Source organism: Alteromonas sp. NFXS44 (assembly GCF_040148705.1).
Classification (GTDB): Bacteria; Pseudomonadota; Gammaproteobacteria; order Enterobacterales; family Alteromonadaceae; genus Alteromonas.
In genome coordinates this window covers 855,187-872,395 of record NZ_JAGDEA010000005.1, presented here as the reverse complement: position 1 = coordinate 872,395, position 17,209 = coordinate 855,187, and the positions used below count along the sequence as shown (strand labels likewise).

12 protein-coding genes are annotated in these 17,209 nt (G+C 49.6%); 4 read left to right on the top strand and 8 right to left on the bottom strand.

Annotated elements, in window-relative coordinates; all coding sequences use genetic code 11:
- Positions 1-24: 24 nt before the first annotated feature.
- The 4 genes from gnd to malQ form a co-directional block, all read right to left on the bottom strand.
- Entirely contained in the window at positions 25-1,572 is a 1,548-nt protein-coding gene (gene gnd, locus J3369_RS09115; RefSeq protein WP_349585939.1) for an NADP-dependent phosphogluconate dehydrogenase, read from the bottom strand.
- Between the two features lie 137 nt (positions 1,573-1,709).
- Complete coding sequence (glgX, locus tag J3369_RS09110; RefSeq protein WP_349585937.1) at positions 1,710-3,785, bottom strand: glycogen debranching protein GlgX; 2,076 nt, start codon at positions 3,783-3,785, stop codon at positions 1,710-1,712.
- A gap of 17 nt (positions 3,786-3,802) precedes the next feature.
- Positions 3,803-5,971, bottom strand: coding sequence for a 1,4-alpha-glucan branching protein GlgB (glgB, locus tag J3369_RS09105; RefSeq protein ID WP_349585935.1), 2,169 nt, complete (start codon positions 5,969-5,971; stop codon positions 3,803-3,805).
- A gap of 51 nt (positions 5,972-6,022) precedes the next feature.
- Complete coding sequence (gene malQ, locus J3369_RS09100; RefSeq protein WP_349585933.1) at positions 6,023-8,227, bottom strand: 4-alpha-glucanotransferase; 2,205 nt, start codon at positions 8,225-8,227, stop codon at positions 6,023-6,025.
- Between the two features lie 240 nt (positions 8,228-8,467).
- Between malQ and gap the strand changes: the two genes are divergently transcribed.
- From gap to J3369_RS09080, 4 genes are all read left to right on the top strand, one after another.
- The gene (gene gap, locus J3369_RS09095) at positions 8,468-9,463 is read left to right on the top strand and encodes a type I glyceraldehyde-3-phosphate dehydrogenase (protein ID WP_349585931.1); all 996 of its coding nucleotides are present in this window, start codon (positions 8,468-8,470) and stop codon (positions 9,461-9,463) included.
- A 126-nt stretch (positions 9,464-9,589) separates the two neighbouring features.
- Positions 9,590-10,441: a D-hexose-6-phosphate mutarotase gene (locus J3369_RS09090; protein ID WP_303574274.1), complete on the top strand. Its 852-nt coding sequence runs from the start codon at positions 9,590-9,592 to the stop codon at positions 10,439-10,441.
- 101 nt (positions 10,442-10,542) lie between these two features.
- Positions 10,543-11,796, top strand: coding sequence for a DUF3500 domain-containing protein (locus tag J3369_RS09085; protein ID WP_349585929.1), 1,254 nt, complete (start codon positions 10,543-10,545; stop codon positions 11,794-11,796).
- Positions 11,780-13,024 carry a HupE/UreJ family protein gene (locus J3369_RS09080; protein ID WP_349585927.1) on the top strand — a complete coding sequence of 415 codons (1,245 nt, stop codon included), beginning with the start codon at positions 11,780-11,782 and terminating at the stop codon, positions 13,022-13,024. Before J3369_RS09085 ends, J3369_RS09080 begins: the two co-directional genes overlap by 17 nt.
- A gap of 55 nt (positions 13,025-13,079) precedes the next feature.
- On the opposite strand, the gene J3369_RS09075 is transcribed toward J3369_RS09080, so the two are convergent.
- The 4 genes from J3369_RS09075 to pgl are packed head-to-tail and all read right to left on the bottom strand — an operon-like array spanning position 13,080 to position 17,208.
- Positions 13,080-13,724, bottom strand: a complete 645-nt coding sequence (locus J3369_RS09075) for a bifunctional 4-hydroxy-2-oxoglutarate aldolase/2-dehydro-3-deoxy-phosphogluconate aldolase (protein ID WP_119501090.1) — start codon at positions 13,722-13,724, stop codon at positions 13,080-13,082.
- Entirely contained in the window at positions 13,721-14,680 is a 960-nt protein-coding gene (locus J3369_RS09070; protein WP_119501089.1) for a glucokinase, read from the bottom strand. Before J3369_RS09070 ends, J3369_RS09075 begins: the two co-directional genes overlap by 4 nt.
- The gene (gene edd, locus J3369_RS09065; protein ID WP_303574277.1) at positions 14,677-16,506 is read right to left on the bottom strand and encodes a phosphogluconate dehydratase; all 1,830 of its coding nucleotides are present in this window, start codon (positions 16,504-16,506) and stop codon (positions 14,677-14,679) included. Before edd ends, J3369_RS09070 begins: the two co-directional genes overlap by 4 nt.
- 9 nt (positions 16,507-16,515) lie before the next feature.
- The gene (gene pgl, locus J3369_RS09060; RefSeq protein ID WP_349585924.1) at positions 16,516-17,208 is read right to left on the bottom strand and encodes a 6-phosphogluconolactonase; all 693 of its coding nucleotides are present in this window, start codon (positions 17,206-17,208) and stop codon (positions 16,516-16,518) included.
- Position 17,209 lies beyond the last annotated feature (1 nt).

The window sequence follows — 17,209 nt, the reverse complement described above, 5'->3', positions numbered from 1 at the left end:
TTGCTCCTGTGTTCGTTTACACGATTACTTTTTGATAGCAATCTGAGGACGCGCCGGATCACTCCAGTCAAGGTGAAACTTCTTACCCGCCGGTTTATCTACACGCTGATACGTGTGTGCGCCAAAGTAGTCACGCTGGCCCTGAAGCAGGTTGGCCGGCAGTACTGCGGTGCGGTAAGAATCGTAATAACTTAACGCTGACATCATTGCCGGACAGGGAATACCTGCCAGAGCAGCCTGTGCCAACGATTCCCGCCAGTCAGACTGATATTGGGTGATTTGATCAGCAAAGAAAGGATCAAGCAACAGGTTCGCCAGATCTTCGTTGTTTTCGTAGGCTTTGGAAATAGATTGGAGGAATACCGCACGGATAATACAGCCGGCACGCCAGATTTTCGCAATACCACCGAAGTCCAGTTCCCAACCGTGCTCTTTTGAAGCAACAGCCATCAACTGGAAACCCTGCGCGTATGCACAAATCTTTGAGCAATAAAGCGCATATTCCAGCTTGTCGATAGCCGCAAACTTTTCTTCATCAGAAAGGACTTTGACTTCCGGTCCCTGCAGAACTTTGCTGGCTGCGACACGCTCGTCTTTGAGGCTGGACAGACTGCGGGCAAATACCGCAGAAGTAATCGTCTGGGCAGGACTTCCCACTTGCAGCGCACTGACGGCGGTCCAGAGACCCGTGCCTTTCTGACCAGCCATATCAAGAATGACATCTACCAGTGGTACACCGGTTTCAGGATCCAGCTGCTCCAGCACTTCTGCACTGATTTCCATCAGGTAACTGTTCAGCTTGCCTTTATTCCAGCGACGGAAAACCTCTGCAATCTCAGCAGCAGACATGTGTAAAGCGGTACGCATGACCTGATAGGTTTCGCAGATAAGTTGCATGTCGGCATACTCAATACCGTTATGCACCATTTTAACGTAGTGACCGGCACCCACAGGACCGATGTACGTGGCACAGGCTTCCCCTTCCAGCACCGGCTTACCCGGGGTGAAAGATTCAATCGGCAGACCTGTCTCAGCATCGACTTTTGCTGCAATAGCTTTCAATACCGGCTCAAGGCGTGTCCACGCATACGGGTTGCCTGAAGGCATCAGAGAAGGGCCGAAACGTGCGCCCACTTCACCGCCGGAAACCGCAGTAGAGAAGAAGATAAACTTACTTTTATACTTTTCTTCCCGTTCGACAGAATCCGTCCACAAGCTGTTTCCGGTATCCACAACAATGTCATCGGCCTGGATGCCGGCATCAATCAGGTGAGAGCAAACATGGTCAACAGGTTCGCCGGCAGGCACCGACAAAATAACCATGTGAGGTGACTTCAATTTGCTGAGTAATTCGGTGTATGAGCTGCAGCCTTCTACACGGGCAGCCGCGTCGCCACGCTCTTCAGCATCTTTAGCAATAATCGCATCGACTTTGGTTTGATCAAGGTCGAAACAGGCTACGCGATAACCATGATCGACCAGGTTAAGCGTCAGGTTGGCGCCCATTACGCCTAAACCAATAAAACCGATATCACACTTAGTTTCAGTGTGCTTTCCATCTTCTTTTTGCATTGGGTGTCACCTCAAGTTACAGATGGCTGCGGATCATACCACCCGATAATAGTGCGAACACTAACTTATGACTGATTTTCTGCGAATTATGCTCAAATCATGACTGATTGCTTACTTGCCGTGCAGCAGTAAACCCTTTACGGTGCTATCTGGCTTTGTTTAAACACGGCTACGCTTCTGCCCGCCTGCAAAAACACTCTCTGAATACAAATATCCGGTTGTTCAGGTAAAGAACCGTACCGGGTATCGACTATCAGTTGCCAGGCACACTGAGGCGAGATCCCGGGCAGATTAAAACGCTTGTCCTGCAGGCTGGCATTAAAACACAGGAACCAGTGTTCAGGGTCGTTTTCATCTTTTGTTGTACCGCGGATTTCAACGCCAAAGGACTGGCTGTCCGGTGACTGCCAGTCTTCCGATTCTTTATCCTGTCCGTCAGGTTTATACCAGCGGATCACCGCCACATTCGTATCAAGCTGAAACAAATCGTCTTCGAGCAGTAAATGACTCAGCAACTCGCTGCTACGACGCAGTTGAATCACGTGCTGACAGAAATGCAGAAAATCAGACTCCCGTTTATTCAGCTCCCAGTCATACCAGTTTAGGGCATTGTCCTGACAATAGGCGTTGTTGTTTCCGTTCTGGGTTTTACTCAGCTCATCACCGCCCAGCACATGAGGGATCCCCTGTGACAGCATCATCGAAAAAAACATATTTCGTTTCTGACGCTCACGAAGCTGGAGAATTTTCTCGTCCTGAGCGGGTCCTTCCACACCATAATTAGCTGATAAATTGTGACCATGCCCGTCACGGTTATTTTCACCGTTCGCCTCATTGTGGCGTTCGGTGTAGCTCACCAAATCGTGAAGGGTAAAGCCGTCATGGTAGGTCACATTGTTTACCGATGTATAAACAGGCCGGAATCCCTTATGGAAAATATCCCGTGACCCCATCAGCCGTGTTGCAAACTCCGCGGTAATAGCGTGATCACCCCGCCAGAATGCTCTTAAGGTGTCACGGTAACGGTCGTTCACTTCCAGCCACGGATACGCAAAAGCGCCTAACTGATAACCGCCCGGGCCAATGTCCCAGGGTTCCGCTACCAGCACAACCTGTTTCAGCACCGGATCCTGTGAAATTGATTTAAGCAGACCGGAGTGAGGCGAAAACTGTTGCGGATCTCTGCCCAGACATACGGCGAGATCGAAACGGAATCCGTCTACACCGATAACCTCAACCCAGTAACGCATGGCATCCATAATCATCGTCGTCATGACCGGACTGGCAGTATTTACAGTATTTCCGCATCCTGAGTGATTGCTGTAAACAATCTCACCGGTTTTGGTCTGTTCGTACAAATAGGCCTGGTGGGGGAAGAAGCCTTTGAAAGACAATACCGGTCCGCCATCTCCGCCCTCAGCGGTATGGTTGTAAACCACATCAATGATGACTTCCAGGCCGGCTCCGTGATAGGCATCCACCATGGCTTTCAGTTCACGGACAGCATCCGCTTTTCCGTAACGGGGTTCAGGTGCAAAGTAGTTTACCGGATTGTAACCCCAGTAGTTGGTCATGCCCTTTTCAGTAATGTAAGGTTCCGGCATGAACGCTGACAAAGGCATAAACTGCACAGTGGTCACACCGAGATCAACCAGATGTTTTATGACATCCGGATGGGCCGCCCCTGTATATTTACCTTTATCTTCGTCGGGTACAGCCGGGTGCAGCATAGTCAGCCCTTTCACATGGGCTTCGTAAATAATCCGCTGATGGGGCTGAAAGGCAGGTTTCGGCGGCCGGTCATGATTATCATGACGCACCACAACACATTTCGGCACCATAAACTGTGAGTCATGTTCATAGTGTCTGGCATTCCAGTGCAGCGGCCGGCTGAGTTTATGGGCATAAGGGTCGATTAACAGCTTGTCTGTCGGCACGTGGTGAAGGGATTCTTCACCACGCTCCACCCTGTATGCATAATGCTGATTCTCGCCGGCACCTTCTACTTCACAATGCCAGACTGAACCGGTTTTGGCCGGCATCACAATCTCTGCAACCGGTTCCTCTGTATCACTTTGGAAAAGGCACAGCACGACAGCTCTGGCGTCCGGCGATTCAACAGCAAAATTGCAGCCGTCGCCGGTGACAGTCGCCCCCGGCGGATACGGCACGCCAGCCTTAACGTTATAGTTTATAAGTGAGTCTTGCTTCACCTTTGCCGGTTCTCCTGTTATTCATAAACCCAGTAAAGTGTTGCCAGTGGCGGTAAAGTGATTTCAATAGAATACGGCTGATTGTTCCATTCCACCGCGTCAGCAGTAACAATTTCAGGTGCAGGGTAATCACTGCCCCAGAACTCACCGCTGTCGGTATTTAGTACCAGTGAGTAAGTGCCCGGGTCTTCCACGCCAATGCGGAACTTCTCACGGGGAGAAGGCGTAAAGTTATTCACCACATAGACTTTTTGCTTGTCGTCTTTGCCTTTTCTTACGAAGGACAACATACTTAGTTCAGCATAATTATGGTCTATCCAGCTGAAACCTTCATAATTGTGATCCTGCTCATACAGTGCAGGCATAGTCCGGTACAGATGGTTAAGCGTACGGTAAAGTGCCTGCATGCCTTTATGCTTGTCGAACTCCAGCAACCACCAGTCAAGCTCACCATCGTGATTCCATTCCCTTGACTGGGCAATTTCATTACCCATGAAATTCAGTTTTTTGCCCGGATGACCATACATGAAACCGGCATAGCAACGCAGGTTTGCCGCCTGCTGCCATTCATCTCCCGGCATTTTACCAATCATGCTGCCTTTTCCGTGTACGACTTCATCGTGGGAAATCGGCAATACAAAGTTTTCATCGAATGTATACACCATGGAAAAGGTGATTTCTCCGTGATGATAGCGGCGATACGCCGGATCTTTACTGATGTAATGCAATGAATCGTGCATCCAGCCCATATTCCACTTAAAGCCGAATCCGAGACCGCCTTCGCTCACCGGTCTGGATACACCCGGGAATGAAGTGGACTCCTCAGCAATGGTCATTGCGCCGGGGAAGTGCCGGTAAACCTCTTCATTCATCCATTTCAGCAGGCTGATGGCTTCGTAGTTTTCATTGCCCCCGTGAACGTTGGGGATCCACTCCCCTTCATTACGGGAATAATCCAGGTACAACATGGACGCCACTGCATCCACCCGCAAGCCGTCAATGTGAAATTTATCCAACCAGAAAAGTGCGTTGGCAACCAGAAACTGGCGAACAGTATCTTTACCGAAATCGTAAATGCATGAATTCCAGTCCGGATGCCAGCCACGGCGGGGATCGTCATATTCGTACACATGACTGCCATCGAACCGCGCAAGGCCATGGGCATCTTCCGGGAAGTGCGCCGGTACCCAGTCAATGATAATGCCGATATCTGCCTGGTGGCACTGATCAACAAAATATTTAAAATCGTCAGGTGAACCGAAGCGGCTTGTCGGTGCGTAAAGCCCCACCGGCTGATACCCCCAGGAACCGTCGAAAGGAAACTCTGATACGGGTAACAATTCTATATGGGTATACCCCATCTCTTTCACGTAGGGGATCAGTGAATCTGCCAGTTCATGATAACTGAGATAGCGTTTCCCGCTCTCTTCAGAAGGCCGGCGCCATGAACCCGGATGCACTTCATATACGCTCATGGGATTTGCGTATTTGTCTGCCTGCCGCTTCTCCATCCAGGCACTGTCATTCCACTCATAGGCATTGTGATCGAACACTTTTGAAGCGTGAGATGGATACTGCTCAGCAGCAAAGCCTAACGGGTCAGCCTTGTGAGGTAAATCGTTACCCCAGGCATCTTTTAACTGATATTTATAGCGCTCGCCGGCAACGAGTCCCGGAATGAAGAGTACCCAGTAGCCCATGTCAGTTTGTTGCATAGGATGAGTACGGCCATCCCAGCGGTTAAAATCACCGATGACGGAAACCGCAGATGCGTTAGGGGCATAAACAGCAAAACGTGTTCCGGTAATGCCATCTGTGGTTAGCAGATGTGCCCCGCCCTGCCGGTAAAGATTTTCAGGCTGATGGTCGATAAAGTGCACAGCATGAAATGCTTCTTCACGGAACTGGTAAGGGTCGGTGAAGCTGTATTCGCTGTCTGCCGTTGTCACCTGCAGTTCGTAACGCTGCGCAGGCTTTAACTTTTTTGATAATGCAGAAAACAGAGCTGAGTCGCCCTGTTTTTTGAGTTTGATGATTTCTTTGCGGGTTTTTAAACAGCGGACTGACACTGTTTTGGCTTCAGGGATATACGCGGTAACCGTTACGCCATCTTCGCTTTGCTGATTACCAAGTACGGAAAAAGGCTGACTGCACCGCGCTTGTGCCAGTTGCTGCTCTACTACCATTTGTTACTCCTGCAAAGTCTGCCGCACAATACGGCAGACTGCAGAACATCCCTAATCTGTGCTGGCCTGCTTTCTGACAGCGGTCAGCTTAGCTGCCAGGTTAGTGATGTCCTGATTGTCAAAAATAGTCTCTAAAGGCTGAGATAACTTCCTGCGCCAGTTAGGATATTCGTTAAACGTACCCGGTACATTAACAGGCTTATCCATTTCCAACCAGTCTTCAAGTTGCAGACTGAGTAACGCACTGGAACCTGCCGCCATATGCAATTGCATACCGCGGTTAAGTTCGGTAGTCATTCCCGTCACATTCACATCACGGCTGATGTTGTCACTGATGGAATGGTGACCGTGCAAGGTATCCAGTATCGCCTGTTTATTCTTATGCCTGTCGTGATACAACACAGACAATATTTCATCAGTAGGATACAAACCAAGCTCTTTACCCAGCTCAAGATCCAGACAATGCCAGAAGCCGGTCAAAGTTGGCATATCGTGGGTTGTCAGTGTCGACATAGATTGCACGGGGTAATGGGCCGGTGAATAAAAGCCGCCGTCTTTAGCTTGCTCAAAGAAGAATACACGGTACGAATGGACACCGTTATCCGCCAGTTTTTCACGGATTTCTTCCGGTACTGTACCCAAGTCTTCACCAATCACGAGGCTCTGATTCCGGTGGCTTTCCAGTGCCAGAATGGCCAGCAGATCATCGACAGGATAATAAACGTAACCACCGTCCTTTGCATGGTCACCTTTAGTCACCCACCACAGACGAAGCAGTGCCATAACATGGTCAATACGCAAAGCACCGGAACCGGCCATGTTGGAAGCAAACAAGTCTATGATTGGCTGATAGGCCTGTTCGTAAAGCTTGTAAGGGTCCATGGGCGGCAGCCCCCAGTTTTGTCCGAGTGGCCCTAAAATATCCGGCGGCGCTCCCACAGAGGCACCGGTACAGTACAAGTCTTTGTTACCCCAAATTTCTGCACTGCCTTCACTGACACCTACGGCGAGATCACGGTATAAACCGATAGCCATGCCGGCATTAGTTGCCACATCACTGGCGGCCTGTAATTGCAACGCAGCCTGCCATTGCAGGAACAGGTAAAAAGAAACCCGCTTTTTATTCTGTTCTCTGAATACCGCTACATCAGGTTTGTGGTATTCACGGAATTCCTCAGGAAATACCGGCCAGCCCCAGGAAGGCTTAACTTCTTCAGCCAGCTTTTCCTGCAACGTATCGTACACCGCCAGCATATCAAGGCTTTCACCACCGGCTTCCACGAACGCTTTAAATGCTTTGTTCTGTTTTGTATTTTTAGTCAGGTACTTGTTGTAGTACACGTCGAACAACGCGGAGAGTGCAGGCAGTTTAAGAGACGCAACGGCAGCATAGTCAACCAGGTCAGCCGCTCTTGCTGCTGCAAGTTTTTCCTGAAAAGCCGCATCATTCACAATGGTCTGCACACTGGCGTCGTCAAAACAGGGCATGGCAGTCACATCGAGGTATAAATAATTCAGCCAGCGACGTGAAGACGGTCCGTAAGGGCTGCAGGCATCAGGGTTCGCCGGATACAGCGCATGAATAGGGTTCAGACCGATAAACTCTGCTCCGGTGGCAGCGGCCTTTTCGGTTAATAAAGCCAGATCTGAGAAGTCGCCCATACCCCAGTTTTTCTGACTGCGTACACAGTAAAGTTGCACACTCAGACCCCAAATCTTTTTACCGGCAGCAATGGATTCAGGGATGAAGCAGGCTGAAGGTGCAATAATAACCCGCATACTGCAAAGCGGTTCATCATCCCCTTCCACCGATAAGCTCAGTGTATGATAACCCGTGGGCGCCTGAACCGGCAGTGTGACAGCGTATTCGTGATATTCCACGTCTTCCAGATGGGCGACATTTACCAGTGTTTCGTCAACCGGTGCAAAAGTGTGGACGAATGTCTGTCCATATTCAAAAGAGAGCGCTACAGTATACTCATCGGTTACCAGCTCTATCGGTAACCGTACAGAAAACGGAACGGTGTCTGATTGGCGTAAAACCTGTACCGGGTTGAGCGGAGTCTGCCAGATTTTTCTGGCTTCTTCTGAAAGCTGTTGTTCTATAGCAGCTTCATTGCTGGTGTCGTAACCCAGTGCATTAAGTAATTTGGTCTGGCTTGATTCTGAAATCGTGGCAGGTTTGCCCCACGCATCAACATAGTGGGTCTCTATGCCGCGCATCTCAACCAGCTGTTGTAAAACGGGATTTGTCATTTTATCTATTCCTGTTTCCCGTGTTGATAATGTTAAGGCAACGGCCGCGCATTCTCATCAACACATTATTTTGAGCATTATCAGTTAAAGACCCGATACAACGAAACTGAATACGTTTGCATAGTTCACAGTTGTAATTTTGCAACATTTTTTGCTTTTTACTTTGCCAATTATGCCATTTTGATCCATACTTTACGTAATTTTTTTTCACTTGTACCAAAATACAATTAGAGGTATGACATGACTATTCGCATCGGTATCAATGGTTTTGGACGCATTGGTCGTTTGGTAATGCGCGCTGCACAAAAGCGTGACGACATTGAAGTTGTTGCTATCAACGATCTGCTGGACACAGATTACATCGCTTACATGCTGAAATATGATTCAACCCATGGCGTTTTTGATGGTGAAATAAAGGTAGACAATAACCAGCTGATAGTAAATGGTAAAACTATCCGTGTTACATCAGAAAGAAACCCTGCTGACCTGGCATGGAACGATGTAAACGTTGACGTTGTTGTTGAATCTACAGGTTTGTTCCTGACAAAAGATACTGCTTCAGCTCACCTTGAAGCCGGCGCAAAGAAAGTGGTGATGTCTGCACCATCTAAAGACGACACGCCTATGTTCGTTATGGGTGTTAACCACGGTGAATACGATGGCCAGACTATCGTTTCTAATGCGTCGTGCACCACAAACTGTCTTGCGCCTCTGGCGAAAGTACTGAACGACAAATTCGGTATTGTTGACGGTCTGATGACGACTGTTCACGCGACGACAGCAACACAGAAAACGGTTGACGGTCCTTCTCACAAAGACTGGCGCGGTGGTCGTGGTGCAAGCCAGAACATCATTCCATCTTCTACCGGTGCTGCGAAAGCCGTTGGTAAAGTTATCCCTGCACTGAACGGTAAATTAACCGGCATGGCATTCCGTGTGCCTACTCCGAATGTTTCAGTTGTTGACCTGACAGTAAATCTGGCAAAGCCAACCACTTATAAAGCTATCTGTGAAGCAATGAAGGAAGCGTCTGAAGGTGAACTGAAAGGCATTCTGGGTTACACCGAAGATGCTGTTGTGTCTAATGACTTCCTGGGTGACGCACGCACTTCTATCTTCGATGCAGATGCAGGTATCGCTCTGACTGACACGTTCGTTAAAGTTGTATCCTGGTACGACAACGAATGGGGTTACTCAAATAAAGTACTTGATTTGGTTCAGCATATTTCAAAATAATGCGAACACGCCCTAACCGGGTGATAAGCAAGATAAAAATTTAAAAAAGGTGCGATTTGCTATCGCACCTTTTTGTTTTTAGATGCACAATAATAACCGGACTTTATTTTGGCAAGGAGATGTCACATGAGTATTCCCGACTCTGTAACTGTTGAAGAATCTTCAGGGATTACCTTTTTAAACGTAGACAATCAGTTTGCCAGCAGCCGTATCAGCTTATTTGGCGCGCATGTACTGTCATTCATTCCAAAATCTGATGATCGTGACCGTTTATGGCTCAGTCCTCATGCGTTCTTAAACGGTGAGCGCCCGATTCGTGGTGGAATTCCTCTGTGCTGGCCCTGGTTCAGTGATGACCATGGCCGTGAGAAAGGTGAACTCCCCTCTCATGGTTTTTTGCGCACCCAAAGCTGGCAGATTCAGTCATCTGAAGACACCGGAGACGGCACACGCATTGTTCTTACCCCCACATTCAGCCGTGGTGAAGGCTTTGAATATGATTGCAAAGTCAGCTACGAAATTCTGGTGGGTAAAACCCTGTCGATTACCCTGAAAACAGAAAACACCGGAATCGTGCCGTTTTCATTCAATGCAGCAATGCACACCTATTTTTCAGTGGCAGATATCGCGCATACCAAAATTACAGGTATTGAAGGCGAGTACAAAGACAAACTGGAAAACTGGGCATTAAAACCTGCCCCGTCCCCGTATACTTTCAGTGGTGAAACAGACCGCATTCATCAGCATGCTGCTCCTGACGTAACCGTTTATGTAGAAGAGAAGCCATTTACCCGTGTAACGTCTATGGGACACGATTCTCTGGTGGTCTGGAATCCCTGGCAAGGGGCTGCTTCTATCGCTGACATGGACGCTTTTGGTTTCAGACATATGTTATGTATTGAGACAGCCGTGACCAATGGATGCACATTAGCACCCGGCGAAAGCCGCAGCGTCACGCAAATTGTTTCCCCCCTTTAGTCAGCCAGGGTAAAGGCTGTGTAAAGTATTGTTAAAAAGCTTTTTTGCAAGTACTCCGCAGTAAATAATGAGATCTGTTCTTATTTGTTGCGGAGCGCTTTGTGAAACCTACCCCATTTATCTATATTTTCCTGGCTGCACTGTTACTGTCCGGTTGCGGCGGTTCAGACAGTTCAGATTCAACCACAGTTGAAACAGAAACCGGTTCAACATCAGATGACAGTTCAACCGGTGATACAGGCAGCGACGATTCGTCTTCAGATGGCTCAGACGAAAGTGATGACGACACTGCAGACGACAGCGACGATGAAGCCGCAGACGATTCAGCGTCTGAAGAGACGACCACGGAAAGTCAGTGTGACGATACGTCCACAGCGCAAATGGACGAATTGATTTGCGCCACCGAGAACTTCATCGCTACCCTCACCACCTCTGAACAATCAGCCATTTTGTATGATTGGGATAATTCCAATACTGAACGGACAATCTGGTCAAATTTACCCACCGGCAATGTGCAGCGAAATGGTATGCGCATTGGCGAATTATCAGATACAGCTTACGACGCGCTCATCACAGTTGCACAAACATTATTAAATGATGCCGGATACGAAGATTTTCGCGGCGTACTGGCTGCTGATGATTATCTGCAGGAACAGGGAGGCGGCAGCACTTACAGTTCTGCGAATTATTACATCGCAATATTCGGAACCCCCGGCCGTGAAGATAACTGGATGATTCAGCTCGGTGGCCATCACCTCGCCTACAACGTGACTATGGTTGAAGGTACCGGTTACCCTGTGCCTAATCATATTGCATCAGAGCCTAAATCTGCTTTTGAACTCAACAGTACGACGTATGCGCCGCTGGTAGATGAAGGTGATGCGATGGTAGCCATGTTTGAAGCGCTATCTGACGATGAATTCTCAGACGCTTATCTGAGCGGTGAATCTTATTCTGATGTGCTTGTGGGGCCTGACAACGGAAGTGGCGTACAGCCAAATGACTATCCTGTAGGCGACGATCGCGGCGGTATTAACGTAGCTGCATTAAGCGAAACGCAGCAGGCGCTGGTCATTGCGGCAATCGCCGAATGGGTGGATGACTACCAGAGCGATATTTCTGACGCTCTGATGGCAGATTACATAACAGAAGCGGCACTGGCGGATACCTATATCGCATGGGCAGGCTCGGAATCAGCAGGCGTTGATGTCGACCAGAGCGGCACTTACATGAGGATCGACGGTCCCCGCGTATGGATTGAAGTCGCCTGTCAGGGCGGTGTAGTCATCCGCGGTCAGACCCACTATCACACTGTCTATCGTGATAAGGAAATGGATTATGGCAATACGCTGTAATCTGTTACTTCTGATGGCAGTAGCCTGGTGGCTGGTAACTTTGCCGGTTGCCGCTCACCCGGCTTCTGCCACTAAAATGACAATTTATCAGAGCGCCGGTACGCTGAAGATTGAATTATCATTGCCACTGGACCAGTTACAGCAGGCCAATCCCCTGTGGCCTGCGCTCACCGCTGAAAGTCCTTCTCAGCTGCACAACCGCATGGCTGCATATCTTGACGAACACCTGATTGTCACTGCCGCGGACACGATGCACACAGAAGCTTATACCATACAAACTGACGCTCCCCGGTTTCAGCTGTGTGATTATGAGACCTGCCTGGTTGTGAGCGTAACAGCCTCAACTGAGCACGCACATCAGACATCATCACTGGTGGTTCAGTACGATGGCATCACGCACAGGGTGCGCAATCACCGCACCCTGGTGTCAGTCAGCAATGCAAGTGGAGACGGCCCTGCAAGCCATGCTACCGTGCTGTCCTGGCGGCATACGTCTGTCAGCCTGAAAGCTGCAGCCCTGAGCGTCACAGATCTGCTCATCCGCTACTTTACTGCCGGCCTCCATCATATCTTTGCCGGTACAGACCATTTGCTGTTCCTGTTTTGTCTGTTGTTCACTGTAGTCAGTGCATCAAAACAACATAACTGGCGTAAAGGGTATACGTGGCGGCAGGCATTGATCATGATATCCCTATTCACCGCTGGCCATACAGTATCACTGGCTTTATCTGCGACCGGTGTACTGAGCATGCCTGTGTGGTTAACTGAAGCGTGCGTGGCTGCTACGGTTCTGGTGACAGCGGTATTGTTGCTGATTCAACCGGCACGGCTTCACAATGTGCCGGTATTACTGTTCGGCGTGATCCATGGCGTCGCCTTTTCAGAAGTCATGCAGGGGCTGCCGCTCGATACAGTCACAAGGTTACTCGCGGTGGCGGGGTTTAACGCAGGGGTTGAGGTATTTCAGGCCGCGCTGAGTGTGGTAGTACTGCCACTGCTGTTAATGGCATCCCGCTATACTGCTTTTGCAATAACGCGGGCCATATTTGCTTTCCTGACAGCTTGCTTTGGCTTTAACTGGCTGACAGAGCGCATTGTGACAGAACCGGGTTATGCATGGCTGATAAGTGCTGTGGTACTGATTGCTGCAGTGATAACCGCCTTCAAACTGCCGCCTTCACAAGCCGGAATCCAACACCATCAGGCACAAGCATTTAAGCAGACATAAAAAAACCGGATGTTATTCAACATCCGGTTTATGAGCAAAATCAGAGAATTTGTACTCAGGCTTTGGCACCGTCACAAGCTTCTTTCGCCAGTTGGGTGATCTTGTCCCAGTCTCCGCTTTCAATGGCATCATCAGGTGCAACCCATGAACCGCCAACACAACGAACGTTAGACAGAGCCAGGTAGTCGTTGTAGTTAGCCGGACCGATACCGCCTGTAGGACAGAATGTCACATCAGGGAAAGGACCGCCGATAGATTTAAGCGCCTTCACGCCACCTGATGCTTCAGCAGGGAAGAATTTCAGGTGATCATAACCCGCATCCTTCGCTGTCATCAGATCAGAAATTGAAGAAATACCCGGAATTAACGGAATATCGTAGCCTTTACCGGCTTCCAGCAGTGCTTCTGTCAGACCCGGGCTGATAGCGAATTTCGCACCGGCTTCAACAACCTGCTTAAGCTGCTGTGCATTGGTAACAGTACCCGCACCGATAATCGCTTCAGGTACTTCGTCTGCGATTTTCTTGATCACATCCAGAGCAACAGGTGTACGCAGTGTGACTTCCAGCACCTTAATGCCACCTGCAATCAGTGCTTTTGCCAGTGGCACAGCTTTGTCCAGGTCCTTAATTACCAGTACCGGGACTACCGGGCCAGCAGCAAAGATGTCTGCCGGTGTATAGTTAGCGTTCGTTGTCATAGTTCACTCGCTGTATGTTGTTTCAGGTATGCAGATGCACCTAATAATCCGTGGTCGGGCTCTGCAATCAGATAAGTTGGAATGTCTTTCACGTAATGCTTCATCTGGCCTTTGGCCTCGAAGCGGGCGCGGAAATCACTCTCTTTTAAGAATTCTGCAAAACGGTTCGCAATACCGCCGCCGATGAAAATACCACCGGTGGTAGCCATGTTCAGTGCCAGGTTACCGGCAAAACTGCCCATGATACGGCAGAACTGAGTCAGAGTTTGTACGCACACATCGCATTCACCGGACAACGCACGTTCAGTAACCTGAGACGGTTCTGTGTGTGTTACCGGTACATTATTGTGTAACGCCAGCGCTTTATAGATGTTCATCAGTCCGCGACCAGACATCACCTCTTCGGCAGATGCGCGACCGTGTTCATTTTGCAGGTAGCGCCAGATCACCACATCTGTCTCGTCAACAGGGGCGAAATCAACATGACCACCCTCGCCGTCCAGGGTTTGCCAGCCTGAAGACGTCATGGTGATGTGCTCTACGCCTAACCCGGTGCCTGGGCCAAATACAGCGATATTGCCGTTGGTTTTCGCTGTGCCGGTTCCGATTTGCACCACCTGATCATCACCTAATACCGGTAATGAATGCGCCACGGCTGTGAAATCATTGATCACAAACAGATTATCCAGCTTCAGCTGACCACGTAATGCAGTTTGTGAGAATGCCCAGCTGTGGTTCGTCATCTCTACCTGGTCTCCCAGTACCGGACAGGCAATAGCAATACAACCTGACGTAAAGGCGAACTGAGGTAAATCTGCGAAATACTGGCCAATAGCCAAATCAATACTGGCAAAATCTCTGCACTGGTATTTGATGATATTGTCTACACCGCTATCAGTTACACGGGCAAGACGAATGTTCGTCCCGCCGACATCTGCAACGAAAAGTGCCGTCATAGCGCCTGCTCCTGAGTTACAAACAATGAACACGCGCCTTCTTCAGCACCGGACAGAATATTTCTGTAACCGGAGAACAGTTCACGTCCCATACCTTCCTGATGATGCGCCAGGTCCGCTTCTTTTGCGGTACGTGCAGCCAGAGTTTCGTCATCAACCAGCAATGTCAGTTCACCGGTTTCTGTATTCAGTTCGATGAGGTCGCCGGATTCCACTTTTGCCAGCATGCCGCCTTTATAGGCTTCCGGGGTAACATGGATAGCAGCAGGTACTTTACCTGACGCACCGGACATACGTCCGTCTGTTACCAGCGCGACTTTGAATCCGCGGTCCTGTAACACACCCAGAGGTGGGGTTAAGCGGTGCAGTTCAGGCATACCAATCGCTGACGGGCCCTGGAAGCGCACAACGATAATGCAGTCTTTGTCCAGATCACCGGATTTGAACGCCGCATCCAGTTCGAACTGATCTTCGAACACCACAGCAGGTGCTTTGATATGGCAAACCGGAGACTTAAGTGCAGACGTTTTGATAACGCCACGACCCAGGTTCCCGCGAAGTACGCAAACACCACCGTCAGGCTTAAAGGGTTTCTCAACAGTGGCCAGTACCTCTTTATCAAGAGATTCAACCGGACCGTCACGCCATTCAAGTTCACCGTCTTTCAGAACCGGCTCTTTGGTGTATAGATCCAGACCGTCACCACAAATTGTCTTAACGTCATTGTGCAGCAGACCTGCATCCAGCAACTGTTTAAACAACAGCGACATACCGCCGGCAGCGACAAAATGGTTAATGTCAGCGTGACCATTCGGATAGATACGGGTAATTAACGGCGTGGCATCAGACAGATCTGAGAAGTCATCCCAGTTAACCAGAATACCGGCTGCGCGGGCGATCGCTACAAGGTGCATGGTGTGGTTTGTTGAACCACCAGTCGCCAGTAATGCGACGATTCCGTTAACAATGGCTTTCTCGTCAACAATATGACCAATCGGCGTGTAGTTGTCGCCCAGGTCAGTGATACGGGTTGCCTGAACGGATGCAGCTTTCGTCAGTGCATCACGTAGCGGCGTGCCAGGATTAACAAACGATGACCCCGGCAGATGCAGACCCATAGTCTCAACCACCAGCTGGTTAGAGTTCGCTGTACCGTAGAAAGTACAGGTACCGGCAGAGTGGTAAGACTGAGATTCTGCTTCAAGTAATTTGTCGCGCCCGACTTTACCCTGTGCAAATTCCTGACGGACACGGGCTTTTTCTTTGTTTGGCAGACCTGAAGGCATTGGTCCGGCAGGAATGAAAACAGTCGGTAAGTGACCAAAGGCCAGTGACCCCATCAGTAATCCTGGGACAATTTTGTCACAGATCCCCAGCATCAGAGCGCCGTCGAACATGTTGTGAGACAGACCCACTGCCGTCGCCTGGGCAATAATGTCACGGCTCATCAGGCTCAGATCCATGCCCGGGTTACCCTGAGTAACACCATCACACATGGCCGGTACACCACCGGCGAACTGCGCTACGCTGCCCACCTGACGGATGGCCTCTTTAATGATTGCCGGATACGCTTCGTACGGCTGGTGAGCCGACAGCATATCGTTATAAGAAGAGATGATTGCGATATTGGCTTTCGTCATTGAACGCAAATCGGCTTTGTCATCGCTGCCACAAGCGGCGAAGCCGTGAGCCAGGTTACCACAGGACAGCACACCACGGTGCGGCCCCTGGCGGCGGGCCTTTTCTATTTTTTCCAGATAGGCCTTACGGGTTGCTTTACTGCGTTCAATAATTCGCTGTGTTACTTCAGCAATTTGAGAATTCATGATCTGCTCCTAGGGTGCCCACATCAGCGTGACATCAGCACGGTTGACAACTGCGGTAACGGGTTTATCCAGCTCAGTTGCATTAGCAATGGCGTCTTCTAAAACCGCTTTTTTCTTTTCACCGGTGAGGTGAATAAAGATATTGCGACTGTTTAACAGCGCAGGCAGTGTCAGTGAAATACGTTGGTGAGGGGCCGTGGTGGGTTGGGTAGCGATACAAATTTTACCACTCGCCAGATCCAGACCATCCGCAACCTGCTCCGAACAGGGAAACAGTGATGCTGTGTGGCCATCTTCGCCCATACCGAGAATAAGCGCGTCGAAAGGCTGGCTGAAACTGGACAGGCGGTTTTCCGCCTCGGCGATACCATCATTGGCATCTGCATCATCCGTTTTCAAAGTGACAAAATTAGCGGCTGCCGCTTTGTTCTGAATCAGGTTTTCACGCACCAGCTTTGTATTGCTGGCGTCGTCATTTTCATCAACCCAACGCTCATCAGCCAGCGTAATGTCAACTTCATCCCAGGCAAGGTCAGTCTGGCTAAGCTGTTTGAACAGAGCCAGAGGTGTTCTGCCCCCGCTCACTACCAGACTGGCGCGGCCACGTTCAGCAATGCCTTTTTCCAGCAGTGAAATAATCGTGTCTGCAAATGCACTGGTCAGCGCATCTGCATTGTCAAAAGCATTAATTGTCAAAGCCATC

Coding starts and splice junctions, on each gene's coding strand:
- glgB (WP_349585935.1), bottom strand. CDS start 5,971: ATGGTAGTAGAGCAGCAACTGGCACAAGCGCGGTGCAGTCAGCCTTTT.
- J3369_RS09075 (WP_119501090.1), bottom strand. CDS start 13,724: ATGACAACGAACGCTAACTATACACCGGCAGACATCTTTGCTGCTGGC.
- gnd (WP_349585939.1), bottom strand. CDS start 1,572: ATGCAAAAAGAAGATGGAAAGCACACTGAAACTAAGTGTGATATCGGT.
- pgl (WP_349585924.1), bottom strand. CDS start 17,208: ATGGCTTTGACAATTAATGCTTTTGACAATGCAGATGCGCTGACCAGT.
- edd (WP_303574277.1), bottom strand. CDS start 16,506: ATGAATTCTCAAATTGCTGAAGTAACACAGCGAATTATTGAACGCAGT.
- malQ (WP_349585933.1), bottom strand. CDS start 8,227: ATGACAAATCCCGTTTTACAACAGCTGGTTGAGATGCGCGGCATAGAG.
- J3369_RS09080 (WP_349585927.1), top strand. CDS start 11,780: ATGGCAATACGCTGTAATCTGTTACTTCTGATGGCAGTAGCCTGGTGG.
- gap (WP_349585931.1), top strand. CDS start 8,468: ATGACTATTCGCATCGGTATCAATGGTTTTGGACGCATTGGTCGTTTG.
- J3369_RS09070 (WP_119501089.1), bottom strand. CDS start 14,680: ATGACGGCACTTTTCGTTGCAGATGTCGGCGGGACGAACATTCGTCTT.
- J3369_RS09090 (WP_303574274.1), top strand. CDS start 9,590: ATGAGTATTCCCGACTCTGTAACTGTTGAAGAATCTTCAGGGATTACC.